Origin of the sequence: Haloterrigena salifodinae (assembly GCF_003977755.1) — an archaeon.
In the GTDB taxonomy this organism is placed as follows: Archaea; Halobacteriota; Halobacteria; order Halobacteriales; family Natrialbaceae; genus Haloterrigena; species Haloterrigena salifodinae.
In genome coordinates this window covers 86,721-110,929 of the sequence record NZ_RQWN01000003.1, presented here as the reverse complement: position 1 = coordinate 110,929, position 24,209 = coordinate 86,721, and the positions used below count along the sequence as shown (strand labels likewise).

Genomic DNA, 24,209 nt, shown 5'->3' with positions numbered 1-24,209 from the left:
GTCTCGGATCGCTCGAGTCGATCACAGCGGCCCGATGTCGACGATCGCCCACGCGAGACCGATCGCCGCGAGCGAGAGCGCGAGGTTGCCGGCCGCGTTGGCGACGGCGAGGCGCCGGTCGCCGCGCTCGTACAACCCGACGGTCTCGACGGAAAACGACGAAAAGGTCGTGAACGCGCCGCAGATCCCGGTCCCGACCAGTCGGAGCGCCGACTCGCCGGCCCCCGCGAGGAGGGCAAGCGCGAAGCCGAAACTCCCGAGGACGTTCACTGCCAGCGTGGGCCACGGGAACCGCTCGCTGGCCAACCGGAGCGAGACCAAGTGCCGGAGCACGGCGCCGATCGCCCCGCCGATTCCAACGACTAGTGCCGGCTCGAGGGTCACGCCGTCTCACCGCCCGTTTCGGGCTCGAGGACCGAGCCGAGTCGACGCGCGACGGTTCGCCCCGCGAGGACGCCCGCGAAGCCGAACCCGTAGTTGCCGGCGACGATGGCGGCGAGGACGACGGGATCGGCCGCCAGCGCGGTCTGGATCGCGAACGTGCTGTAGGTCGTCAGCGACGAGAGCAAGCCGGTGGAGAGACAGAGCCGCGACCGTCGGCCCAGGAGTCCCGCGTACTCGGCTTCGTAGACGATGAACCCGAGCGCGGTGCTTCCGAGGGCGTTGACCGCAAGCACCGCCCGAACGTCGGATCCCAACCCCATCGCGAAAAAGCGGAGGTTCGCCCCGGCGAACGCTCCGACGGCGATCAATGCGAGCGTCTCGAGGCGACCGAACGGATTGTCAGCGGTCATGAGTGGCCGGTGGGGACGGTCGGTCGTCGAGCCCGGTCAGCCGCCGAGCGATCGACGAACGGTCCGACCGTCGAATCGAAGACGGTGGGAGTTCTCACACGATCGGCATCAGGATTGCGAAACGACGCCTCGAGCGTTCGGACCGGCGCCGCGTCGCTCCCGCCGCCGACGGAAGGAAAAGAGCCAAGGTTAGACTGGCTCTAGACCGAGCCATGGCCACCGACGGCGCCGGGAGCGGGCAGCGGGGCTTTACGCGCGCGGCGGTAGTCAACGTCCTCGGGAACGCGGTGAAGATCGTCGTCGAGGGAGCCGCGGGGCTGCTCTTCGGCAGCGTCGCCCTGCTGGCCGACGCGGCCCACTCGATCGCCGATCTGATCGCGAGCCTCGTCGTGCTCGTCTGGGGTCGCAGCTCCTACGACGAACCCGACGACACCCACCCGCACGGCCACGACCGGATCGAACCGTTGACGGCGCTGTTCGTCGGGGCCGTTATCGCCCTCCTCGGGCTGAATCTGCTCTACGAGTCCGCGCAGGGCATCCTCTACGGCGTCGAGGTCGAGTTCAGCCCGCTCCTGCTCGGGGCGCTCGCGTTCTCGATCATCGATATGTACCTCGTCTACCGCTACACGACGGTGATCAACGAGGCGCTGAACTCGACCGCGCTCAAGGCCCTGGCGGTCGACTGCCTCAACGACATCTACACCTCCTTCGCCGCCGTCGTGGGCGTCGTCGGCGTCCTGCTGGGCCAGCCGCTGCTCGATCCGATCGCCGGCGGCTTCGTCAGCCTGCTGGTCGTCTATCAGGGCGTCGAGATCGGCCGCGAGAACGTCGACTACCTCATCGGCGCCGCGGCGAGCCCCGAGAAACGGACGGAAATCGTCGAGACCCTCCGCAGCCACCCCGACGTTCAGGGCGTCCACGATCTGACCGTCTTCTACGATGGCACCGTCCTCGAGGTCGAAGTCCACGTCGAGGTCGACGGTAACATGCCCTTCCGGAAGGCCCACGACGTTGAGTCGGATCTGGTCGACCGAGTGCGTGACCTCGAGGACGTCGGGGACGCCCACGTCCACCTCGACCCGTCGGGGATCGGCGAGTGGAAGGAGCGACTCGACGAGCGGTGATCGGCGACGATATTTCAGGACCGTCCCGCGGCGGAGTCGATCGCGCCCGGTCGATCCCGTCTCGTTCGTTCGGTTTCGTCTCGGTCGGTTCCTGATCGGCGGAGATCGTCTCCGTCGTCGACTCCCGTTCTCGGCTCCCGCCGGCGACGAAAGCCGTTTCGGCGACGATCCGGGGGCTCAGCGGTTCGCCCGTCGCCGGCCCGCGATAGCGTCACGGTAAAGACGCTCCCATCGGGTCCGGTCTCCGCGAGATCGACGCGCCCGCCGTACCGCGTCGCCAGAATCCGGACGAGGTACAGCCCCAGCCCGTGGTTGTCGGTCCGTCGGTCGAACAGCGTCTCTCGGACGGGCGTCGGAATGCCGGGCCCGTCGTCCGCGATCCGGACGGTAACGGTTTCGTCCGTCGTCACGACCGTCACCTCGACGCGAGGCGACTCGCTGTCGTTGTGTTCGACGGCGTTCTCGAGGAGGTTCGCGAAGATCCACCCGACCCCCTCGTTCCCCTCGACGCGCACGCCGTCCGGAATCGACGCCTCGACCTCGACGTCGTCGAACCGCCGCTCTACGTCCGCTATCTCGTCGGACAGGACGCCGTCGAGCGCGACGACGGCGCGGCCCGCCGACGGCTGCGTCGCGTTCAACATCGCGCGGATGTCGTCGATCACGTCGGTCAATTTCTCGCTTTCGCGGTCGATCGTCTCGAGCGACTTTCGCGTCGAGTCGTCGGCCTCCTCGAGGAGCAACGTCGCGTGGCCGCCGATGATCTGGGTGCTGTTCAACACCTCGTGGCGCAGGAGGTCGCTGAGATACGTGAGCAGTTCGCGGTCCTCCTCGAGTTGTTCGGCGCGGGCGACCGCTGCCGTCGCCTCGACCTCCCGCTGGATCGCTCGCGCTTCGACGTAGCCGACGAGAAAGCCGGCCCCGCCCCCCGAATTCAGCGAGAACTGCGCCCAGGCGAGGTTACCGGCAAGGCCGTTCCAGGGGAACAACGCCATGACGAAGCCGTTGACCGCCAGAAAGACGATCGCGCCACCGAAAGACCACCGAACGACTCGTCCGTACCGGTCGCGGCTGATACCGCTCCGGGCGAGTTGGAACCCGGCCCAGACGAGCGCGAGCGCGGGGAGGAAAACGGTGGCGAACCCGACGACGACGGCCGTCGGGGACAGAAGCGAACGGAACCAGAGGCACCACGCGACGAAACTGCCGGCGGACAGGAGCCCGAGCCCGCTGACCGCCCGGGGAAGCACCCGTGCCGACCCCTCCACCCGTCGGCGCCTCGCCGCGCCGCTCATGTTCCCCCCTCCGACGAACCACCTGCGGACCGTAACGGCATCTGCGATAGCCAACGCAGGCCGGTGTAAAGTCTGTAACGACTTTGATTAGTCTGGCCGAACCACTGACCGGCGTCTCGCGGCGACGATGACCCTCAGCTACCGTACGCGACCGATCGGCGTCGGTCGCGGGCCGGGGACAGCCTTTATCTCCGGCGCTGACGGGATACCAGTATGGCCACGGAGATCGGTGCGGTACGCGAGGTGACGGCTGGCGACTGTACGGACTGTTACTACATCGACACGGGAATGTACGATACCCCGGAGTACGGCGCCGTCTACATCGTCGACGACGACCGGCCCGCCGTCGTCGAGACCGGGCTCGGAACCAACCACGAGCTGATCCTCGAAGCCCTCGCGGAGCTCGGCATCGACCGCGAGGAGCTCGCGGCCGTCGCGGTCACGCACATCCACCTTGACCACGCCGGCGGCGCGGGCTACCTCGCCGAGGCGTGTCCGAACGCGGACGTCTACGTTCCGTCGCCGGGCGCGGGGCTGCTCGTCGATCCGACGCGGCTAGTCGAGGGGACGAAAGCCGCCGTCGGCGACCAGTGGGAGTTCTACGTCGAACCGAAGCCGATCGACGAGGACCGAATCGTCGAGGTCGAGGACGGCGACGTCGTCGACCTCGGGACCCACGAACTGCGGGTCCACGAGGCGCCGGGCCACGCCTTCCACCAGGTCGTCTTCGAGGACCCCGCGAACGACGCCGTCTTCACAGGCGACGCCGCGGGTATCTGGGTTCCCGAGACCGAGGAGATTCGGGAGACCTCGCCGCCGTCGGACTTCCACCTGGAGCAGTGTCTCGAGGACGTCGAGACCCTGAAATCGATCGACCCAGACGTCCTCCTCTACACGCACTTCGGCCCCCGAGCGGTCGGCGACGACGCCGCGGACGCACTCGAGACGTACGCGACCGTCCTCGAGGAGTGGGTCGCGACCGTTGCGGCGAAGCGCGCGGAACTCGAGGACGACGCGGCCGTGATCGACTACTTCGCCGACTCCGAAGAGATGGCCGACGTCTGGGGGGAGCGCAAGGCCGGCGCCGAGGCCGCGATGAACGCGCGCGGCGTCCTCGGCTACCTCGACGAGCGCGACTGAGCAGACTCGCGTCCATCGACGATCGAGGAGCGACCAACCCGTCGCGAGTTTTCGTCGTGGGCGATCGATCGGCCCGTACAGCCGCTCTCGACGCGATTCGGGAACCGAACTGCGCTGCGGGGTACCTGACCGCAGTTTTAGCACGTTTTATCGCTCGGGAGGTACTGTCACGCGTATATGGACTGGCGGGACGCGGAACGAGAGTACGAGGACGAGACGATCCGGGAGACGACGCTCGGACGGATGTTCGAACGCTCGGCCGAGCGAAACGCGAACCGGCCGGCCCAGCGGTACAAGGGCGGCGTCTACGATCGATCGCTGACCGACTCGGTGATCCGGCCTGCAACTCCCGGCGAGTTCCGTCCGCTCTCCTACGCGGAGATGCGCGATATCGTGCGCACGCTCTCGGCGGGCTTTCACGACCTCGGTATTGACGCCGGCGACCGCGTGGGCCTGTTCTCGAACACCCGGATGGAGTGGGCGCAGTGTGACTTCGCCCTCCTCAGCGCGGGCGCCGCCGTCACGACCGTCTACACGAACTCCTCGCCGAAACAGGTCGAGTACCTGCTCGGCGACCCCGACGCCGACGCCGTCGTCGTCGAGAACGAAGCGCTCCTCGAGCGGGTCCTCGAAGTCGAGGACGAACTCGAGATCGAGTTCGTCGTCTCGATCGACGAGATCGACGGCTACGACGACCGCGACGACATCTACACCCTAGACGAGGTCTACGACCGCGGCGCGGAGACGTTCGACCTCGAGGCCTACGAGGAGCGCCTCGACGCGGTCGAACTGGACGATCTGGCGAGCCTGATCTACACCAGCGGGACGACCGGCCAGCCGAAGGGCGTCCGGCTCACCCACTGGAACTTCCGGTCGAACGTCAACGCGATCCGCAAGCGGTTCGCCCGAAGGCCGGACCGGGACGACGTGCCGACGTTAGACGAGGAGTCGCTGGCGATGTCGTACCTGCCGCTGGCCCACGTCTTCGAGCGGACGGCGGGTCACTTTGTGCTGTTCGCCAGCGGCTCCTGTATCGCCTACGCTGAGAACCCGGACACGCTCCAGGAGGACTTCAGTATCGTCGGGCCGACGACGGCCACGAGCGTCCCCCGCGTCTACGAGAAGATCTACGACGGCATCCGCGAGCAGGCCAGCGAGTCCGGCGCGAAACAGACGATCTTCGAGTGGGCGACAGACGTCGGCGTCGCGTACCAGCAGGCCGACTCGCCCGGGCCGCTCCTCCGGGCCAAGCAAGCCATCGCCGACAAACTCGTCTTCTCGACGGTTCGCGAGGCGCTGGGCGGGAACATCGATCTGCTGATCAGCGGCGGCGGCAGCCTCTCGCCGGAGCTCTGTCGGCTCTATCACGCCATGGGACTGCCCATCTTCGAGGGGTACGGGCTGACCGAGACCTCGCCGGTCGTCGCAACGAACCCGCCAGACGCCGCGAAGATCGGCACCATCGGACCGGCGGTGTCTAACGTCGACCTACGGATCGACGAAACCGTCGCCGATCAGGAAGCGTTCGACGACGATCCCGGCGAGGTCGGCGAACTCCTCGTCGCGGGGCCGAGCGTCACCGAGGGCTACTGGAACAAGCCCGGCGCGACCCAGGGCGCGTTCACGGAAGGCGACGACGGCACCCGGTGGTTCCGCACCGGTGACATCGTCCACCGCCGGCCCGACGGCTACCTCGAGTTTCGGGACCGGCTCAAGCAGATCATCGTCCTCTCGACGGGGAAGAACGTCGCGCCCGGGCCGATCGAGGACGCCTTCGCGGCCAGCGAGGTCGTCGAGCAGGCGATGGTCGTCGGCGACGGCGAGAAGTTCATCGGCGCGCTGCTGGTCCCCAACACGACCCATATTCACGAGTGGGCCGACAAGGAGGGGATCGACCTGCCCGACGACCTCGAGGCGATGTGCGACGACGAGCGCGTCCGCGAGCACATTCAAAAGGAGGTCGACCGCGTCAACCAGCAGTTCGAGAAACACGAGACGATCAAGCGGTTCGAACTCGTCCCACAGGAGTTCACCGAGGAGAACGAGATGCTGACCCCGACGATGAAGAAAAAGCGCCGGGTCATCCTCGACTGGTTCGAGGATCGCGTCGAGCGGATCTACGCCGAGAGCTGACCGCTATCGGACAGGCGCGGTTCGAATTGCTTCGTGATGTCGTAGCACAGATCCCCGGGTATCGAGACGATTCTCATAGGAGTTAACAGGCTGGACTGATTCTGTCGATACGAATGGTCGTGATCGCAGCATCGTCGTGTCGACCGTCCGCAGATTACCAGTTTCGACTATGACGGCCGCAGGAGCCAGCGGCGATCTACTCGTACTGGTCGCCGCAATCGTTGGCCTCGGCGTTTTCTCACAGCTCCTTTCGGCACGGTTTCAGGTTCCGAGCATCATCTTCCTGCTCACGGCGGGTGTCCTTCTGGGGCCGGAGGGAATCGGGAAGTGGCTCCCGATAGCCGTGGAGACGATCGTCGGCCCCGATGACGTCCCGCAGGGGATCGCAACGATGGAACCGTTTGTCACTCAAGACACGTTCGGTCCCGCACTCTCCACGATCGTTGGTCTCTCGGTCGCGATAATCGTCTTCGAGGGCGCGTTCCACCTCAAGATTGACAAGATCAGGGAAGCGCCGTCGGCCGTCCTACGGCTGACAACGATCGGAGCAGCGATCGCACTACTGGGAACTGCCACTTCGGTTCGGTTCTTCCTCGGTGCAAACTGGGATCTCGCACTCTTGATCGGCGCACTCCTCGTCGCAACGGGACCGACGGTCATCACGCCGATTCTGAAGGTCGTCCCCGTCCGCGACCGAGTCGAAGCCGCTCTCGAGACGGAGGGTATTGTCAACGACGTGACGGCGGCGATTCTCGCGATCGTGCTGTTCGAGGCAATGGTCGTCAAAGAGGAGTCACCGAATTATCTCCAGCTGTTCGCCGAACGGCTCGGGACGGGTCTGCTCGTCGGTCTCATAGTCGCCGCGATTATTTGGGCGGTGATCCAGTACGTCGACATCTCGCCCGACGACGCACCGCGGAACGCGCGGTTGATCACCCTGGCGGGAGCGATCATCGCCTTCGGCGTAGCCGATTCTATCTTCCACGAGGCGGGCGTTGCGGCCGTCGCGACAGCCGGACTGATCCTCGGGAACGCTAACCTCCCCTACGAGAAGGAGATCGAGGCGTTCAAGGGCGATATTACCCTGCTCGTTCTCTCGTTCGTCTTCATTACGCTCGCAGCGCTGCTCAACTTCGACCAACTGTTCGCACTCGGCCTCGGCGGCGTGGCCGTCGTCGCGGTCGTGATGTTCATCTTGCGGCCGCTACTCGTCTTTCTCTCGACTCGGGGCGACCGGTTCACGTTTCAGGAGACGCTGTTCATGAGCTTCGTCGGCCCGCGTGGAATCATCCCGGCGTCGGTCGCGACCCTGTTCGCGATCCGACTGCAGAACGAGGGAAGTCAGGCCAGTGCAGACCTGCTTGTCGGGACCGTTTTTCTCGTCATCTTCGTGACGGTCGTCCTCGAGGGAGGGTTCGCTAGACAGATCGCGGAAAAACTGGACGTGATACCAATGCGTGTACTCATCGTCGGCGGCGGCCGCGTCGGTCGCTCGCTGGCAGAACGACTGGAAGCGCGCGGCGAAAACGTAGTCATCATCGAGGACAACCAGACAGTCCTCAAGCAGCTCCGCAATGACGGGTTTACCGCGCGTGAGGGCGACGGAACCAACATTGACGTGTTACGCGAGGCTGGCGCGGAGAACGCCAAGACCATCGTTGCAGCGACTGGCGACGACGACGCGAACCTCCTCGTGGCCCAACTCGCGAAGTCGAGTTTCGACGTACAGAAGGTAATCGTCCGGGCGAACGAGCCCTCGAACGCGCCGGCGTTCGAGGATCTCGGCGTCGAGACCATCTCGGCGGCCGAGTCGACCGCGTGGGCGATTGACAACCAGATCGAACGGCCGGCACTCTCGAACTGGATGTCCGAACTCGGCCGGTCCGGCGACGTGCAGGAAATCGAGGTGACTCACGATGATCTGGTGGGCAAGCGGATCGCCGACATCGGCGGCGAGTTACCGAATGGCGTCCTCATCGCGCTGGTGAGCCGGAACGGGACCGACGAGGTGCCGACGCCCGACGTCGAACTTCAGAAGGGCGATCACATTACGCTCATCGGTCGGAGCGAGGGGGTTCGCGAGGCGATCGAACAGTGTGGAACGCCCGTGTAGGCCACCGGATGGACACTGATCCGTATCGTAGTCACAGCACGACCGTGACCACGCCAAAGAGTATCAACACGCCGGTGATGTCGCAGACGTTCGTAACCACGGGGATCGTCGTGTCGTCGGGGTCGTAGCCGAGTCGATAGGACAGGTAAACCGAGACCGTACTGACGAGGACGACCCAGATCGCCAGCAGCATCCCGCTGACGATCGTGATCACCAACAGCGTCCCCAGCCCGAGGCTCCCGCCGAGCACTCGTCCGATCCCCCACGCGGCGAACCCCAGTAGGACGAAGACGGTCGCCGCCAGTCCGATTATCGCCCCGACGTTGGCGCGGATGTCGGGGTTAGTCGGCGAGAACGCGAGCGTCCCGAGGTGGAGCTGGGTCGACAGTCGGGCACACATGATCGATCCCAGGTTGCCCGCCGTGCCGATCATCACCGGCACGAGAACGAGCAACGACGGGTACGACAGTAACTGCTCCTCGAACGACTCGAGGACGGTCCCCGAGACCATCTGCAGGATCGACAGCGCGAGCAATAGCGGAACGAGCGTCGAGACGATTCCGCTGACGGTCCACTCGTGAGGAAGGTTCTCCTGCGGGAGTTCCTCCGTCGGCTCGTCGCCGCCGGCGCTCACAACACCACCCCCGCGACCCAGATGCCGATCAGCAGGAAGGCGACGCCGAAGACGTCGCCGACGGTCGTCACGACCGGGCCGATGACGTTGTCCGGATCGAGACCGCGGCGGTACCCCTTGAAGATCACCGTCAGCAACACCCCCAGCATCGCGAACGCGGAGAGCAGGGCGGCGACGATCAAGACGATGAGCAACTCGAGGAGGTGCGCCTCCCGACCCAGCACGAGCGACACGCCCCAGCTCAGCACCGCGATGAACACGGAGACGATCATCCCGTTGCAAAAGGAGGCGACGATGGCGTTTCGCAGGCGATCGTTCCACTCGAAGTGGGGATCGATCAGCCCCTGATGGAGACCGCTCGAAAGGCGCGCGCCCAGCGAGCCGTAGACGCCGCCCCGCGTCGCGAGGAAGGCCGGCAGCAACAGCAGGATTCCGGGGACGCTCTCGATCCCCTCGCGCATGGTCTCGGTGCCCAGCAGCGTCCCGGAGAACAGTCCCGCGACGAGGCTGACGAGGATGACCGGTAGCGCCTGCCTATAGACGTCGATGGCCGAGTCCTGGCCCAGCATCTGTCTGAAGGTCTGTGGCCGCTGCATTAAGCGTTGGTCTCTCCGACGGTCACGCCTTGTTCCATTCGTGGGTTGCCATCGGATCGCGAACGACTCGAGAGACAGAGCGGTGCCGCGTCAGTGAGTGGTGACGAACCAGTTCCACTCGTCACGTCGCTCGCCAGCGCGCTATAGCAGTCGTCGATACTCTGGTTTCGGTATTCAGAACAACGGCTGAAGTTGGACCGATCGATTCAGTACCATCTGCGTCTTGACCACCAATCGTTCTCTCAGCTAATTTTGATATTCATAAGAATGCGTAGAACGGAGCTAGAAGCTACGTTTCGATTCGGAACCGCACCTCGATCTCGTCTGGCCCTGTGATCGCGATGCCCTTCTCTGTCTCAGTTGCCGGATACTGACCGTCTGCAATTCGGGCCTGGATTGCGTCGAGGGCCTCTGTGTCGGGAAGAAGTACTTCGAATCAGGAGAACCCGCTGCCGCCGACTGGTCTGGACCGACGATTCCACGTGTTCGCACCGATGTGATGGTGGTAGCCCCCAGCAGACACGAATACTGCGCCTGGCTCGTCCACTTGTACCTCGAACCCGACGGTGTCCACGTAGAACTCACGGAACGCCTCCAGCGAGGACACCTCGAGGTGAACGTGCCCAATGTCCGTTCCGGCAGGGAATCCTGAGTCACCAGCGGCAGCACCTTCCACCGCTTCAAGATCGAGGGGATACGTTCCCATACGAACGTTCCCGTCACCGCTGCGAGGCCAGTCCTCACGAGGACGATCTCGGTAGATCTCGATGCCGTTGTCCTCCGGGTCAGTCAGGTACAGCGCCTCGCTGACACCGTGGTCGGACGCGCCGCCGAGCTGCCAGTGCTCCCGAATGCGAGCTAACGCGTCACCCAGCGCCTCACGCGAGGGGACCCGAAACGCGTTGTGAAAGAGCCCAGCACCTGACCTGTGTCGTTGGTGTCCATCTCCCTCCCCTCCAAGATGAGGAGAGAGGTGTCCTCGACGACGAGACGTACCTGCCGGACGACGAGCCGGAACTGCTGCGACCAGACTAAGGGGAATGGCTGTCGGTTAGTCGACGGTAATACGATTTCATTATTCAAATCGGGTTCCGAAACTGAATCGGTCGGTTCGGGAAGTACAGCCGCGTACGAACCAGCGCAATTCCTCTCGGAGAGGCCGGGAAACCCGTCCGAGAGTGCGTCAATCAAAGGAATACGGATCAACAGATCTCTGACTCTCGAATGGGCCCCGGATACGTCTCTTGGAGACGTACGTATACCCCCGAAATAGTTGAGTAGGTGTGTATTTATCTGATATCGTCTGGCTAGCCATACCAAATACGCTGATTGTCGACGCGATGCCGTAGTGCGATACGAGAACCACTATAGGGAACTGTACGTTGGACACAGAAACGATTCCTCGATATTTAGCGATGTCTCGAGGGGTATTGATCCGGGAGCGTCCCACACTATGACCAACGACAATTCAAATCGCTTTGACCTCGGTCGGCGACCCGTTCTTAGTGGACTCGCCGGTGTACTGGCGACGGGAGCTGTCGGAACCGCAGCGGCGTCCGGAGACGACCATCACGCTGGAGCCGACGATACGACACAGGACGAGCCAGCAGACCAACCACCCGAAGCAGTCCCCGACGAATTCGAGAACGACATCGAGATCCTCAACTACGCTCTCACCCTTGAGTACTTGGAAGCGGTGTTCTACACCCGCGGTCTCCGTAATATCGACGAATCGGCCCTCGAACAACAGTTCGAGGGAAGGGGTCCGATTCAGGATCAAGTCGTCAATCGACTCCGCGTCGTTCGAGACCACGAGATAACGCACGCGGAAGTCCTCGGCCAGACCGTGGAGTCGTTGGGTGGCGAACCGGCCCAGAGTCCGGAATTCGACTTCGGGACGGCCGTTCAGGACCCGGCAGAGTTCATCGCTACCGCTGCCATGCTCGAGGACATCGGCGTCTCGGCGTACGCCGGTGCTGCGCCGTACATCGATACGTTCGAACTCGTTCCGCCGGCGCTCAGCATCCACAGCGTCGAAGCCAGACACGCCTCGTTCCTCCGGGAGCTCAACGGTGAGATCGGATTCCCCGAGGCGTTCGACGATCCGCGCTCTCGCTCGGAGGTCTTGGAGCTGGCAAGCGGTTTTATCGTCGAATAGGACACGAACCGTTACCGTTGACGACCGTAGCAATTCTTTGTCGGTTCGAAACTGCTCGTTCTCTCAGCCGTGCCGATCACTACTGCTAGCTCCGCCGGAACGGCTGTGAGCGGGCTGAGAACGATCTCGCATTCACTCCGACTCGCCGGGAAGGATGTCGCCCGCGAGCCGCCCAGCGCCATCGCGGTGAAGACGACCGACACCTGACAGAGATTAACCCAGGGCTCGTCCCACGCAATTCGCCCCCAGAGCGTCATCAGGACGGCCGCGGTCGCGAAGGCGATTCCACACACCCAGACGGGGCGGCGCGGAATCACGCCGAAGTACGGGTTGTGGATCTGGATCTCTCGGAAGTCGGCGACGTAGAGGATGCCGACGACCAACGCGACCGCTAGTGCCATGTTCACGGCGAAAAGCGGCGGGTGCGCAGCGAGGAACCGGCCAATCTCGAAGACGCCGTCCTCGACGAGCATCGGCATACCGACGACGACGCTGCCGACGAACGCCTCGGCCTTGTCCTTGCGGGTGAACCGCGTGATCACCCTGCCGACCATCGCGTTGTTCGAGAGTCGGTGGACGAGCCGTCGCGTCCGACGCACTTCCGTCCGCTCGTCGGCCGTGTCGACCGTCTCCTCTAACGCCTCGAGTTGCTCGTACAGATCGTCCAACGTCGGGTCGTCCGACTGACCCTCCGATGCAGACATACGCGGTCTCTCACGTTACCGGTGCTAAAGTACGTCGGACGCGTCCTTTCGGCACCGTCCCTCGAGAGGGAACGGCGGGAACGGCACGCGTCCCGGGTACCACGACTGCTCGAGGCCGCTCGGCCCGGGATCGGCCAGCCGTCGCGTATCGGTTTCTGTCCCCGATATATTCATTATCTATGTACGGCTGTAACAGGAACCGATACCATTTTGCACCCGCGGAATGTAATACCACTCATATGAAACACGTCCAGGGACCGCTGTGCACGATCGACGTCGGGGAGCGGACGATGCAGACCGAGGAGATCGACGACCTCCTCGAGTCGTTCTTGGGCGGCCGCGCACTCGGGACGAAACTCGCACACGATCGAATCCCGTTCGACGTCGACCCACTTGGGGCCGACAACCGTGTGTTCTTCGCGACGGGCCCGATGCAGCATTCGACCATGAGCTTCACCGGCCGGATGTCGGCGACGAGCGTCTCGCCGCTGACCGACGGGTTGCTCTCCTCGAACGCCGGCGGCTTCCTCTCGCGGAACTTCACCGGAACGGGCTACAGCGCCGTCGAGGTTACTGGCGCGAGCGACGACCTCGTCATCGTCCACGTCACCGACGAGGGCGTGGAGTTCGAGGACGTTCCCGACCTCGAGCAGGCGACGGTACCCGAGACCTGCGAGCACATCGAGGCCGAACACGACCTCGAGTCCGAGCACACGGTCGTCGTCGGTCCCGCGGGCGAGAACGAGGTCCGTTTCGCCTCGATGATGACTTCGGAGGAGCGCGCCTTCGGCCGCGGCGGACTGGGCGCCGTCCTCGGCGCGAAAAACATCAAGGCGATCACCTTCGACGGCGACTCGACTAACGAGGTCGAGATTCCGGCCGTCCAGATGGAGATCCACGGCGAGGCCGCCCAAGCCGACCACCCGATGAAGGAATCGGGGACGACCTCCGTCACAGAGTACGCTAACATGGTCGAGGCGCTGCCCAGCTACTACTTCTCGGAGCTCTCCTTCGAGGGGATCGACGGCGTCAACGGCGACCGCGTCGCCGAGAAGAAGTACAAGAAGGGAACCTGTTCGGCCTGCGCGTTCGCCTGCAAGCTGCCGACTAGAGACGAGGAATCCGGCGTCGAAACCGAGGGCCCGGAGTTCGAGACCCTGATGGCGTTCGGCCCCAATTCGGGCGTCGACGACATCGTCGACGTGATGAAATCGAACCAGCTATGCGACGAACTCGGCCTCGACGCAATCTCGGCCGGCGACGCTGTTGCGGCCTACCTCGCGAGCGAGGACGAGTTCGGCAACGTCGATCTGATCCACGAACTCGTCGAGAAGATCGCCTACCGCGAGGGCGTCGGCGACCAGCTCGCGGAGGGGATCGACCGCTTCCACGAGGACCTCGGCGTCGAGAACTGGACCGTCAAGGGAATGGAGTTCCCCGCCCACGACGGCCGCACCCTGAACGGCCAGGGACTCTCCTTCGCCACCTCCAACCGCGGCGCCGACCACATGTACGCCGAGTTCTACCCCTACGAGTACCCGCTCGTCGACGCCGACGACGCCTTCGACAAGTCGGGTCTGGAGGGCAAGCCGCCGGCGATCGTCGAACACGAGAACATCAACGCCATCAAGGACAGCGCCGTCGTCTGTAAGTTCTCGCGGGACTTCATTACCGAGGAGCGCTTCGAGATCCTCTTGGACGCCGACTACGAGGACCTGCTGGCACTCGGCGGCACCGTCGTCTCCCTCGAGCGCCACTTCAACAATCAGCGCGGCTTCGACCGGAGCGACGATACCCTCCCCTACGAGATTCCGGACTTCGAGCAGGGACTCGAGGAGTACTACGACGAACGCGGCTGGGAGGACGATGGGACGGTCCCCGCCGACCGTTTCGAGGGTGCCGACTTCGATGCGGCGCCGGCCGACGACTGAGGGACTAGCGGGCTCCGCAACGGCGACTATTACGATTCGTCGTTTTCTGTTCGAAGTCGCGGTACTGTTTTGCGACCGCGTTGCTGTCAGCGACTGCGTCTTCGCCTCGAACTCGATCGCTCGAGCAAGTGCAGTCTCACGACGCAAAACAGCGCAGCGGGAGGTGGATCCCACGGACACGAACAGAGAGTGGCAATCGAGGGTCTCCGCGGGACAGTCGTTCCTTCGCCCACGACGGAATGACTGTTCGTCTGATCAGTCCCACTATTTTAACTGCTCGAGTGCGGTGACCCGCTACCGGCCGTCGCGCGGACCGTCGCCCCCTTGCTCCGCGCGGTCTCGAGGCGGGTCCTCGCCGGCCGTCTCGTCCCAGTTGTCCTCGTCGACCGATAGTCGGTCGTCGCCGCGCGAGGGCAGCGGTGCGTCGTCGGCCCGCGAGGGGTGGATGTTGAAGTTGTTTCCGCGGTAGGGGTCGTCATCCGGTTCGTAAGAGAGTTCGCTGCGCTCGAAGAGATAGATGAAGAAGCCGAAGAGCGGGATGCAGAACGTGATGGCCGCCCACTTTTTCGGCGGCTCGAGGCCGACCCGTCCCGCGTCGTAGTAGGCCACCGCCGTGAGCCCGAGGTGCCAGGCGAGGGGGATCCCCACGATGATTGCCAGTAAGGGCGCGCTCATACGTGTCTCGTCGTTCTCGAACTATCTAAATACCCGGTCGTACGGCGGGTTCGAGTCGGTTGTCTTCGGTACTCGATGATTCGTCGATGACGGTCTCGAGCGTTGTGAAGCCGTCAAAGCCGGTTTCTCTGCCACCGTGGCAACGGGGATCGCCACGCCCTCCCCAGCCGATTCGTTCGCTCACGTTGGTCGCTCACTCATCCCTCGCACGCAGTCGCCGGCGCGCCTTCGCAGTGCTCAGGCGCACCGTCAGCGCTCGCCACGGCACCAGATTGCTCTCGCTACTCGTCGATTGATCCGTTCGCAAAGAATTGCAGAATCTGAATTTACCGATTCGACTGACAGCGAACGCCTTAGTTGACGTCGAACTCGATCGCCGCACCCTGCCCGAAGCCGACACAGAGCGTCGCCAGCCCGAGACCGCCGCCGCGCTTCTGGAGTTCGTTGATCAGCGTGACCGGCAGGCGCGCACCCGAGGCCCCCAGCGGGTGGCCGAGCGCGATGGCGCCGCCGTTGACGTTAAAGATCTCGGGATCGATGCCGAGTTCGTCGCGGGAGTACAGCGACTGGCTGGCGAAGGCCTCGTTGAGCTCCACGAGGTCGTACTCGTCGATGTCGCGGCCGTTGCGCTCGAGCAGGCCCTTCGTCGCCGGGACCGGACCGATCCCCATGACGGTCGGGTCGACGCCGGCGACGTTGTTCCGGCCGACCTCGGCCAGGATCTCGAGGTCGTGCTCCTCGGCGAAGGCCTCGCTGGTGATCAGCAGCGCGGAGGCGCCGTCGGAGATCTGGGAGGCGTTGCCGGGCGTGACGGTGCCGTCGTCCTTGAAGACGGTCGGCAGTTCGGCGAGTTTCTCGGTCGTCGTGCCGGGGCGAATGCCCTCGTCCTCGCTGACGGTGCCGTCCTCGGTCTCGATCGGGACGATCTCGTCGTCGAAGCGGCCCGACTCGGTCGCTTCGGCGGCGTTTTGCTGGCTGCGGGCGGCGTACTCGTCCTGTTCCTCCCGGGAGATGCCGTACTCCTCGGCGACCTTCTCGGCGGTCATCCCCATCTGGAGGTCGCCGAGATCGTACAGTTCGGCGAGTTTGGGGTGGATGTGTTCGAAGCCGCCGCCCATCGGGACGCGGCTCATGCTCTCGACGCCGCCGGCGATGATGGCGTCGCGGTTGCCGGCCGCGATGGCGTCGGAGGCGGAGATGACTGACTGCATTGAGGAGGCACACCAGCGATTGATCGTCGTCGCCGGCACGTTCTCCCCGAGTTCCGACAGCAGGGCGATGACGCGGGCGAGGTTGTTGTCCTGCTCGCTGCGCTGCTGTGCACAGCCCCACATCAGATCGTCGACCTCGTCGCCAGAGAGTCCGGTCTCGGCCAGAATCTCGTCGATCAGCGGCACCGAGAGGTCCTCGCTGCGGACGTCCGCGAACACGCCGTCCTCTTTCCCCTGTGGGGTCCGTACTGCCTCGACCACGACTGGCGTCTGTGACATATACTACCGAACGTCCCTGACAGACTTAAATCCGGTCGAACTCCCGTACACGTTCGAACCGTTTACGCGCCGCTCGAGGCTCATATCCCGGTTTCCACCGAAACAGTCGTGAGCCGATCGGTCTCGATTCGCGTTTCGTCGGGGCGCCGCCGAACTGACTCTCACGTCCGCGCGAGTCGACGGGAGTCAGTGCGGCCGGACCGCGATCGTCCGCCGACGCGAGGGTCCCCTTCCGAACGCTTATCTCGGGTTACTGGTAATACGCGGCCATGGACGAGGACGGACTGGACGCCTCCCGGTTCGCGACCGACGACGAATCGCCCTCCCGAGCGGACGCCGATCCCGACGCGAGCGCCGACGCAGACGGCGACAGCCCGATGCCGAACGTTCCGGATCCCGACCCCGAGGAGAATGATGTGCCGGAGGACGTACAGAAGTACGCCCGCTTTACGAAGATGGACGGCGCGCAGTACGACCGTGTCAACGAGTTCCTCCGAGACCGTACCTACGTCACCGCCCGCGAGTGGGCCATCGCCCGGCTCTGTTCCGACTTCCGGACCGAGACCGGCGTCGAGATGACGAAGATCGGCGAGAACCTTCCCGAACTGGTCCCCTTCATGACCGACACCTATACCCCGCAGGCGGTCAACCAAGCCCGGGCCTCCTTCGAGGAGAAGGTTCGCAAGGCGGGGGCGACCTTCCTCTACGGCGCGATGTGCGACTTCTTCACCGCAGAGGAACTCGACGACGTCATGTACGAGTCGACCGAGGTCGCCAAGTTCCTGCTGGAGGTCGAAGGCGTCGACCTCTCCGTCGAGGAGGAACTCGAGGCCGAGGAGCGCATCTCGAGCGTGATGCGCGAGGTGCGCGAGGCGAGCGAGGAGTTGCGAGAGCGAGAGGACGAGGAGTGACCCCGCCGTTCACGCACCGCCTTCCGCAGTAACGGACCGCCTGTTCGCTGTTATTCGCAAGCAAACGACTTATTCACACCAGTAGGACGTGGTTCTCGTGACGTGTCTCAACGACCACAACACCCGAAATTCGACTCGTTTCCGGACCGAGCGTCGGTCAGATTCCGACTCGTATCGCGCCATAGCGCCCGAGGGTACTCGTTGACTGATCGATCGCGAGTATCCTCACTACGACGACAGTTCTTCGTACGCCAATTGTTAGTATTACTATATGACGTCCACCTTATTCTGGGTAGAGTACCTGATACAATTAGACACTACGCTACAACACCAAATCGGATGGCTACAAATACTACTGATGCAGCGAACCGAGGAGAAGACGACGACGGAGACGGAGCGGCCGAGAAGTCGACGGGCGCCAGCGTGACCAGACGTCGGACGCTCCAGATGGGCGGGCTCGTCGGCGCGGGCAGCCTACTCGGTGTCGCTGGGCTCGGAACCGATACGGCAACGGCGGATTGCAGCCACCCGGACAGCATCGTTCACCTCGATTACGATGACTACGATAGCTGGGACGACGTCTACCGGATGTCGAACGGTGATCCCGACAATCTCACGCTCGTCTCGAGCCCGACGGCGTCCGGGGAGAGCGCCCTGCAGTTGCGCATTCGAGAAGACGCTCACTGGGGCCTGAGCACGCACTACGACTTCGACGACGGACTGTTCGAACTCAACGGACGCGTCAACTTCGCCCTGAACAGCAACTGGGCGATGTCCGGGCGCGACGCGCCGACGAACTGTCGCCTCTGGAACTGCGCGATCGCGAAGGGCGAAGGCAGCGCCGGCGGCGGTCGGCCCGACGGCACCAACGGCTGGAGCAATCGCATGTACGTGTCCACCAAAGACACCAATCCGGAAGGACCGTTCCACCTCCTCTCGAATACCTACCACATGGGCGACGGTGACGAGGGTATCGGTGACCACGATTATCTCGTCGACGGCGAGGAATACGCGCTCGGGTCGCCGGAAATCGAACCCGGCGTGTGGTACGAATTTGAGTACTACGTGCGCGTGAACACGATTACCAACGGCAAGGCGAACCACGACGGGGTCGTTCGCTACTGGCTCGACGACGACCTCGTTTTCGAGCGCAAGGACATTCCCTTCACGGAGGACCTCGACGACAACATCATCGACACGACCGGCCCCGTCGGGCACTACGGCGGACGGTACACCGCTCCGAAAAACCTCTATGCCTACTACGACGACCACTCGATGGCGCTGAACGGCGAACTCGAGTTCGAGTACGGCGGGTGCTGAAACGGCGGCGAGGGTCCCGTCGGTCCTGACGACCGCGACGACTCCTCTACCAGTTTCGCACGTCGGCTTCCTCGAGAAACAGCGACGGGTCGTTGTGGGTGAAACTGACCCAGTTTGCGGGTTCGTCGTCGGTCGTCGCCCCGGCCGCTTCGGTCGGCGTCACGTGAACGAACACCTCTTCCGACGCGAGCGCCGTTTCGAACACCGATCGGGTCGCCTCGTCCTCGAGATCGTACCGCAACGGGACGAAAACGGCGGTTTCGGTATTCTCGTCGCGCTCGACGACGAGCGCGATCCGCCCCTCGTCGCCCGACTCGGGCGGGCGGTAGTAGACGTCGGCCGCGGTGACGGTCACGTCCCCCCCGTCGATCAGGGACTCGACGAGGTCGTACTCCTCGTCGGAGACGCCGACGTCGAAGCCGGTCCGTTCCTCGCAGTCGATCGGGGCGACGGCCTCGGGTTCCAACACGACGGCGTCCCAGCCGTTGTCCCGAAATTCCTCGGCGATGGCCGCCGCGTCCTCGAGGAGTTCCGTCCACCGCGAGGCGTCGTCGGTTGTCGTCATCGATCTCCCTCCGTCCGCGCTCGAGTCTCCATACTCGGGGCGGTGGACGGCGAGGGAAAAAACGTTGTCTCCTGGTCACTCGCTCGCCGCGACCGACTCGATCGCGACGGTCGCCGCGTCGCCGATCAGCGCGTCCTCGAGCGCCGCGCGGACGACGGCGGAGTCCGACGGGCCGCTCGCCGACGCGACGGTGCCGACCGTGTCGGGATCGAACGGGACCTCGAGCGCGCCGTAGACCGACTCGAGAATGGCCGCGAGCTGGTCTCGATTCGCGACGAGGACGATGCCGGCGACGACGGCAGCGTCCTGCCGGACGCGCTGGGCGATGCCGACGACCTTTCGCGGCTCGTCGTTCACACCAGGGAGCGACAGCGAGTGCGTTCCGGGACAGAAGGAGTCGTCGGGCTCGCCGCGAACGGGATCGAGACTGCCCTCGAGCGATCTGAGCGCGTCCTCAACGGCCGCCGTCGCGCGTTCGTACCGATCGTCGGTCCCGCACCGGAAGTCCGCGACCGGTTCCGCGCGGGCGAAGGCGAGCGCCGTCTCGCCGTCGTAGGCGACCGCCCGACCGCCGACGTCGCGCTCGACCGGCGGGAACTCGCGCGCTCGAGCCCGCTCGCAGGCGCAGTCGTACCCCTCGAGCCGCCGGTCCCGGCGGCCAAAGGCGACCTGTCGGTGGGGCGCCCAGACGCGCACCGCGGGCTCGCCGTCGGCGGCCAGCGAGAGGAGCCGTCGGCTGATCTCGCGGTCGGTCTCGATCGTCGCCGCGCGGCCGCGAAGCACTCGCATCGTGTGTCGCGTCGGGATTGGACCCGACGAACCTAAACGGTCTCGCCGCGCAGACCGAGTCGACACGTGATGGCTGTGACGCTCCCCGAGGAACTGCTGGTGCAGTACCAGCGCTTCTCGCTGTACAACTCGCCGTATCCCGCCCACGACGAGGGGTGTGCGATCGATCTCTACCCCGGAACGCTCCGCGACGGGCGGACGAGCGCCGCCCCGAGTCCGGTTTCGGGCGTCGTCCGCGAGACCCGCGCCGTCACTGCGCCGCCGAAGCCCTACGCGCCGGAGCACGATTACCTGATCCTGGTCGACTGCGACGGGCCGGGGAACCTCGAGGGACTGACCGCCCGGATCCTGCATGTCGAACCCGCCGTCGAAGCCGGCGACCGCGTCGAGCGCGGCGACTCGCTGGGCGAACTCGTCCGCGCGGGCTTTTTCGCGCCGTGGGTCGACAACCACCTCCACGTCGGCCTGCGCCGTCCTGACCAGAACCCCCACCGGGCGTCGGGGTCGCTCCCGCTCGCGCTCGGGATCGACCTCCATCCGCTCGAGTGGGACGGCACCGGAACCGTCGCGTCGACCGGCGAGACCTACGCCGTCCTCGACGCGCCGACGCATCCCGATCCGGGCGAGTCGTTCGTCGGCGTTCGGGCCGACAACGGGCGCGTGCTCGACGGCGGGCTGCCACACTACGACGGCGGCGGGCTACACTGGCGAGCGGGGGCGGGTTCCGAGACGTCCGGAGATGAGGAGCTCGAGGATGGGACGACTCCGGTCTGCCTGAACGGCGACCGCCTCGGCGTCGCCCGAGGACGGACGATCACCTGGGACGACGTGGTCGTCACGGTCAACGGCGAGCCGATCACCGGCCTCTCGCTGTTCTGCGCTCGAGACGCCGCCTTCGGGGCGAAGCTGATCTGTCCCGATCGGCCACTCGAGGTCGGCCAGCGGGTTCGGGTGCGGGTTCGCCCTTCGCTCGAGCGCTAGAGAGTGACGGGAGCGTCCTCGAATCGGTGCAGAATCGAGTAGTTGTGTTCTGACTGAGACGGAAGTTTGGAAGAACGCGCTGCTATCGTGGCAACACGGAATCGCCACACCCTCCCCAGCCGATTCGCTCGTTCGCTACGCTCACTCGCTCATCCACTGAAAGACGCGAAGCGTCTTCCAAGCCATTCGCTCACTCCGTTCGCGAAGACCTCGCACGGTTTTAGCGACCGTTCTCGCTGTCGCTCGACCGGTCTCCAGCGCGCGCCGCCGCACGAGGGTTCGCCAGTCAGCGGTGGAACATCGGTCGGCCTCTCTAGTCACCCTGCAGCTGTTCACCGTCGACGACGCGCCCGACGAACAGCGGCGTCTCGGTCGGCCGATCGCGGACGTAGAAGAGGAACGGGCGATCGACGGTCATCTCGACGCGGTCTGGTACGGCGGTGACCTCTACGGCGACGACCGTCGCGGCCGCCGCTTCGGTCCCCTCCTCGTCGACCTCGACGAAGCTCTGGTGGATGATGTCGTCGATGAACAGATCCGATTCGGCGTCCTCGACCATGCCGCTGAAGTCAGCGCTGCCGCCGTCGAAGGCCCGCTCCATCCCCAGTTCCCGCATGGTCTCGACGAGGCTGAACTTCGACTCGATACCGAACTTCGGGAGCGCGAGGTCGATCTCCGGCTGGGACGTCTCCTCGAGCATGATCGCCAGCTCGTCGACGCCGAACGACTCTTCGAAGGATTCGAACTCGCCCTCGGCGGGGAGGACGACGATCATGCTCGTGTCGCCGTTGGCGTAAGGGAGTTCCACGAGCTGGTGGCCGTCGATTTCGGCGTAGCGCAGTTCCTGCGACTGGTGCATCATCCCGACCTCGGTCTCGCTGCCGTCGAGGCCGGTGAACGTCGCCGGCTCCGTGTCGGCGGGATCGAAGTCGTGCTCCCAGGCGGCCAGGAAGTAGACGGCGTTCGTGAGGACGAGCCGGGTCGACTGATCGATCGACCCGGCCGGCAGCAGATCCTCGATCCGATCGTTCGTTCGCTCTTCGACCCAGGCGTTGATCTCCTCCCGGGCCGCCTCGGGACTCCCCGAGAAGTCGGCGAGATGGTCGCCGGCCTCGTAGTAGGCCTCGAGTAACGCGACGTACTCGTCGTCGAACGCGTAGCCTTCGTCGCGCCAGACGGCGTTGGCGCTCGAGAGCTGGAATCCGAGATCGTCGCCCTCGCTTCCGTCTCCCTCGCCGTCCTCATTCCGTTGCTCGAACTCGCCCTCGAGGGCGCCGAAGGCGGCGTGGAGCGCCTCGCCCTCGAGGTCGTAGCGCAGGGCGTCGGCCATCTCCGCGGCGGTCTCGCTGCGGGCTCCCGCGTAGGTCATCGCCAGCGCGACCGAGACGCTGTACGGCGAGAAAAACAGGTTCTCGTCGGGCGTCGCCTCGCGAAGCTGTGCGAGGACATCGAACGAGACGGCGACGTTCCCGCGGATCTGTTCGGCGATGCGGTCGGACTCGAGGTCGGGATCGGTGGTGAGATCCAGGCGGGGAAAGTCGGGGGCGTCGCGGTCCGCGAAGAGAGGGCCGGCCTCATCGCCGTTTTCGTCGCCGTTCGCGGGATTCTCCCTGTCGGCCGAATCGCCGAGACAGCCCGCGGCGCCGGCGAGGAGGGTGCCGGTCAGGGTCAGCACGCGTCGCCTGTCAGCGGTCATACTCGAGTAGCCGTTCGCCGGGGATAAACACCTTCGGTAGACTCAAAGACGTTTTTGAGCGTTTAGAGCGACCGTCACCGTCGCTCGCGATGGGCGTCTTTCGCCCGCTGATACGCGTCGTCTTCACGGACGCGCTCCCAGTACCGCTCGAAGACGAGCGCGGCGGCGCGTTTCTCGCGGTCGGCCCAGCGCTGTGGCTCGCGTTCGTCACCGTTACCGTCGTACTTCCGTCCACCCGGATACTTCGCGTAGCGCATCGCTCGCGTGTAACCCATCTGGAGGTACTTTCGGGCCATATCCATCCCCGGGAAGTCGTCGTTCTTGCGGTACCGTTCGTACTGCTCGTAAATCGACGGCGCGGACTCGCGGGCGGCATCCGCGTCCCGATACGACCACAGCGGGAGAAGTTCGCTCTTATACGGTTCGACCTTGAACACGCCTTGCTCGCCGCGACCGATCTCGTACTGCTCTGGCCGGTCACGGAAGTCGACGTCGTATTCGGGGCTCTCGTCGGTCACTTGTCTCACCGGCAGTTACGCTCGTTCTCGAGTAGCGACCTGCGCACCGTAGACGCCACGCTTGCGAGTCGAGTGAACTGTCGACAACGGGGACGGCGAGAAACACAGCGGTAAAGGCCGTCGGAGGGACAGGAGTGTACATGACCGACGACATGCGGACGGTGATGGAGCGGTTCGACGACCTCGAGGAGATGATCCAGTACTTCATCGACGAACACCAGGAGTTCCTCTCGTGGATCGGGACGCGCGTCGACGACGTCGGCGACGGGACGATGACGCTCTCGCTGCCCTACGACGAGAAACTGAGCAACACGCGGCCGGATACCGGACCGGACGAGCGAGCCGACATCCACGGCGGCATCGCCGCGACGCTGATCGACACGGCCGGAGGACTCGTGCTCCGAACGAAACTGGACGAGCCGTTCGGGGCCCGGATCGCGACGATCAACCTGAACGTCAACTACCTCCGGCCCGCGACGGGCGATCTGTCGGCGACGGCGGACGTGATCAGGGTCGGCGGCAGCGTCGGCGTCAGCGAAATCACCGTCGAGAGCACCGGCCCCGACGGCGAAACCAAAGAGGTCGCGACTGGACAGGGCGCGTTCCGCATCTTCCGACCGGAGCGGGAGTGAGGGGTGTCCG

At 64.8% G+C, this 24,209-nt stretch carries 21 protein-coding genes and 2 pseudogenes; 10 read left to right on the top strand and 13 right to left on the bottom strand.

All coding sequences use genetic code 11. The annotated features are described in order from the left end of the window. Positions 1–21: 21 nt before the first annotated feature. Positions 22–384 carry a fluoride efflux transporter FluC gene (locus tag EH209_RS15125; protein ID WP_126663718.1) on the bottom strand — a complete coding sequence of 121 codons (363 nt, stop codon included), beginning with the start codon at positions 382–384 and terminating at the stop codon, positions 22–24. Next, the gene (locus EH209_RS15120; RefSeq protein ID WP_126663717.1) at positions 381–794 is read right to left on the bottom strand and encodes a CrcB family protein; all 414 of its coding nucleotides are present in this window, start codon (positions 792–794) and stop codon (positions 381–383) included. The genes EH209_RS15125 and EH209_RS15120 overlap by 4 nt, the downstream gene beginning before the upstream one ends. 212 nt (positions 795–1,006) lie before the next feature. Between EH209_RS15120 and EH209_RS15115 the strand changes: the two genes are divergently transcribed. Next, positions 1,007–1,918 (top strand): cation diffusion facilitator family transporter, encoded by a 912-nt coding sequence (locus EH209_RS15115; protein WP_126663716.1) that lies wholly within the window; start codon positions 1,007–1,009, stop codon positions 1,916–1,918. Between the two features lie 14 nt (positions 1,919–1,932). Here the strand turns inward: EH209_RS15115 and EH209_RS15110 are convergent, their stop codons facing one another. After that, entirely contained in the window at positions 1,933–3,213 is a 1,281-nt protein-coding gene (locus tag EH209_RS15110) for a sensor histidine kinase (RefSeq protein ID WP_249038812.1), read from the bottom strand. 213 nt (positions 3,214–3,426) lie between these two features. On the opposite strand from EH209_RS15110, the gene EH209_RS15105 reads away from it, so the two are divergent. The 3 genes from EH209_RS15105 (at position 3,427) to EH209_RS15095 (ending at position 8,599) form a co-directional block, all read left to right on the top strand. Next, a complete protein-coding gene (locus EH209_RS15105) occupies positions 3,427–4,353 on the top strand; it encodes an MBL fold metallo-hydrolase (protein WP_126663715.1) in 927 nt (308 codons plus the stop codon). Between the two features lie 177 nt (positions 4,354–4,530). After that, positions 4,531–6,486 carry an AMP-dependent synthetase/ligase gene (locus EH209_RS15100; protein ID WP_126663714.1) on the top strand — a complete coding sequence of 652 codons (1,956 nt, stop codon included), beginning with the start codon at positions 4,531–4,533 and terminating at the stop codon, positions 6,484–6,486. Positions 6,487–6,655: 169 nt separating this feature from the next. After that, a complete protein-coding gene (locus EH209_RS15095; RefSeq protein ID WP_126663713.1) occupies positions 6,656–8,599 on the top strand; it encodes a cation:proton antiporter domain-containing protein in 1,944 nt (647 codons plus the stop codon). 31 nt (positions 8,600–8,630) lie between these two features. Here the strand turns inward: EH209_RS15095 and EH209_RS15090 are convergent, their stop codons facing one another. From EH209_RS15090 to EH209_RS25120, 3 genes and pseudogenes are all read right to left on the bottom strand, one after another. Continuing rightward, entirely contained in the window at positions 8,631–9,233 is a 603-nt protein-coding gene (locus EH209_RS15090; protein WP_126663712.1) for a magnesium transporter, read from the bottom strand. Then, on the bottom strand, positions 9,230–9,802 hold the full coding sequence (locus tag EH209_RS15085) for a magnesium transporter (RefSeq protein WP_126663711.1): 573 nt from the start codon (positions 9,800–9,802) through the stop codon (positions 9,230–9,232). Before EH209_RS15085 ends, EH209_RS15090 begins: the two co-directional genes overlap by 4 nt. A gap of 316 nt (positions 9,803–10,118) precedes the next feature. Continuing rightward, positions 10,119–10,819: pseudogene (locus EH209_RS25120) on the bottom strand (VOC family protein); the annotation flags it as partial. Between the two features lie 463 nt (positions 10,820–11,282). Here EH209_RS25120 and EH209_RS15075 point away from each other — a divergent pair. Next, positions 11,283–11,987, top strand: coding sequence for a ferritin-like domain-containing protein (locus EH209_RS15075; RefSeq protein WP_126663710.1), 705 nt, complete (start codon positions 11,283–11,285; stop codon positions 11,985–11,987). 132 nt (positions 11,988–12,119) lie between these two features. Here EH209_RS15075 and EH209_RS15070 read toward each other — a convergent pair. Next, positions 12,120–12,691: pseudogene (locus EH209_RS15070) on the bottom strand (DUF2391 domain-containing protein). A 239-nt stretch (positions 12,692–12,930) separates the two neighbouring features. Between EH209_RS15070 and EH209_RS15065 the strand changes: the two are divergent. Next, entirely contained in the window at positions 12,931–14,622 is a 1,692-nt protein-coding gene (locus EH209_RS15065; protein ID WP_126663709.1) for an aldehyde ferredoxin oxidoreductase family protein, read from the top strand. 294 nt (positions 14,623–14,916) lie between these two features. On the opposite strand, the gene EH209_RS15060 is transcribed toward EH209_RS15065, so the two are convergent. Beyond that, positions 14,917–15,297: a hypothetical protein gene (locus EH209_RS15060; RefSeq protein ID WP_126663708.1), complete on the bottom strand. Its 381-nt coding sequence runs from the start codon at positions 15,295–15,297 to the stop codon at positions 14,917–14,919. A gap of 353 nt (positions 15,298–15,650) precedes the next feature. Continuing rightward, positions 15,651–16,787, bottom strand: coding sequence for a thiolase family protein (locus EH209_RS15055; protein ID WP_126663707.1), 1,137 nt, complete (start codon positions 16,785–16,787; stop codon positions 15,651–15,653). 269 nt (positions 16,788–17,056) lie between these two features. Between EH209_RS15055 and EH209_RS15050 the strand changes: the two genes are divergently transcribed. Together EH209_RS15050 and EH209_RS15045 are read left to right on the top strand one after the other, a co-directional pair. After that, positions 17,057–17,698: a DUF5806 family protein gene (locus EH209_RS15050; protein WP_126663706.1), complete on the top strand. Its 642-nt coding sequence runs from the start codon at positions 17,057–17,059 to the stop codon at positions 17,696–17,698. Between the two features lie 339 nt (positions 17,699–18,037). Next, a complete protein-coding gene (locus EH209_RS15045; RefSeq protein WP_126663705.1) occupies positions 18,038–19,018 on the top strand; it encodes a hypothetical protein in 981 nt (326 codons plus the stop codon). Positions 19,019–19,064: 46 nt separating this feature from the next. Here the strand turns inward: EH209_RS15045 and EH209_RS15040 are convergent, their stop codons facing one another. Both EH209_RS15040 and EH209_RS15035 read right to left on the bottom strand, forming a co-directional pair. After that, complete coding sequence (locus EH209_RS15040; RefSeq protein WP_126663704.1) at positions 19,065–19,583, bottom strand: DUF7529 family protein; 519 nt, start codon at positions 19,581–19,583, stop codon at positions 19,065–19,067. 75 nt (positions 19,584–19,658) lie between these two features. Continuing rightward, on the bottom strand, positions 19,659–20,372 hold the full coding sequence (locus EH209_RS15035) for a lipoyl protein ligase domain-containing protein (protein WP_126663703.1): 714 nt from the start codon (positions 20,370–20,372) through the stop codon (positions 19,659–19,661). A 69-nt stretch (positions 20,373–20,441) separates the two neighbouring features. Here EH209_RS15035 and EH209_RS15030 point away from each other — a divergent pair, with 69 nt between their 5' ends. Next, the gene (locus EH209_RS15030; RefSeq protein WP_126663702.1) at positions 20,442–21,353 is read left to right on the top strand and encodes a hypothetical protein; all 912 of its coding nucleotides are present in this window, start codon (positions 20,442–20,444) and stop codon (positions 21,351–21,353) included. Between the two features lie 313 nt (positions 21,354–21,666). Here EH209_RS15030 and EH209_RS15025 read toward each other — a convergent pair whose 3' ends face one another. After that, positions 21,667–23,049, bottom strand: coding sequence for a serpin family protein (locus EH209_RS15025; protein ID WP_126663701.1), 1,383 nt, complete (start codon positions 23,047–23,049; stop codon positions 21,667–21,669). 74 nt (positions 23,050–23,123) lie between these two features. Beyond that, entirely contained in the window at positions 23,124–23,567 is a 444-nt protein-coding gene (locus tag EH209_RS15020) for a DUF4385 domain-containing protein (RefSeq protein WP_126663700.1), read from the bottom strand. Positions 23,568–23,707: 140 nt separating this feature from the next. Here EH209_RS15020 and EH209_RS15015 point away from each other — a divergent pair, with 140 nt between their 5' ends. Beyond that, entirely contained in the window at positions 23,708–24,199 is a 492-nt protein-coding gene (locus EH209_RS15015; RefSeq protein WP_126663699.1) for a PaaI family thioesterase, read from the top strand. The last annotated feature ends 10 nt before the right edge of the window (positions 24,200–24,209 follow it).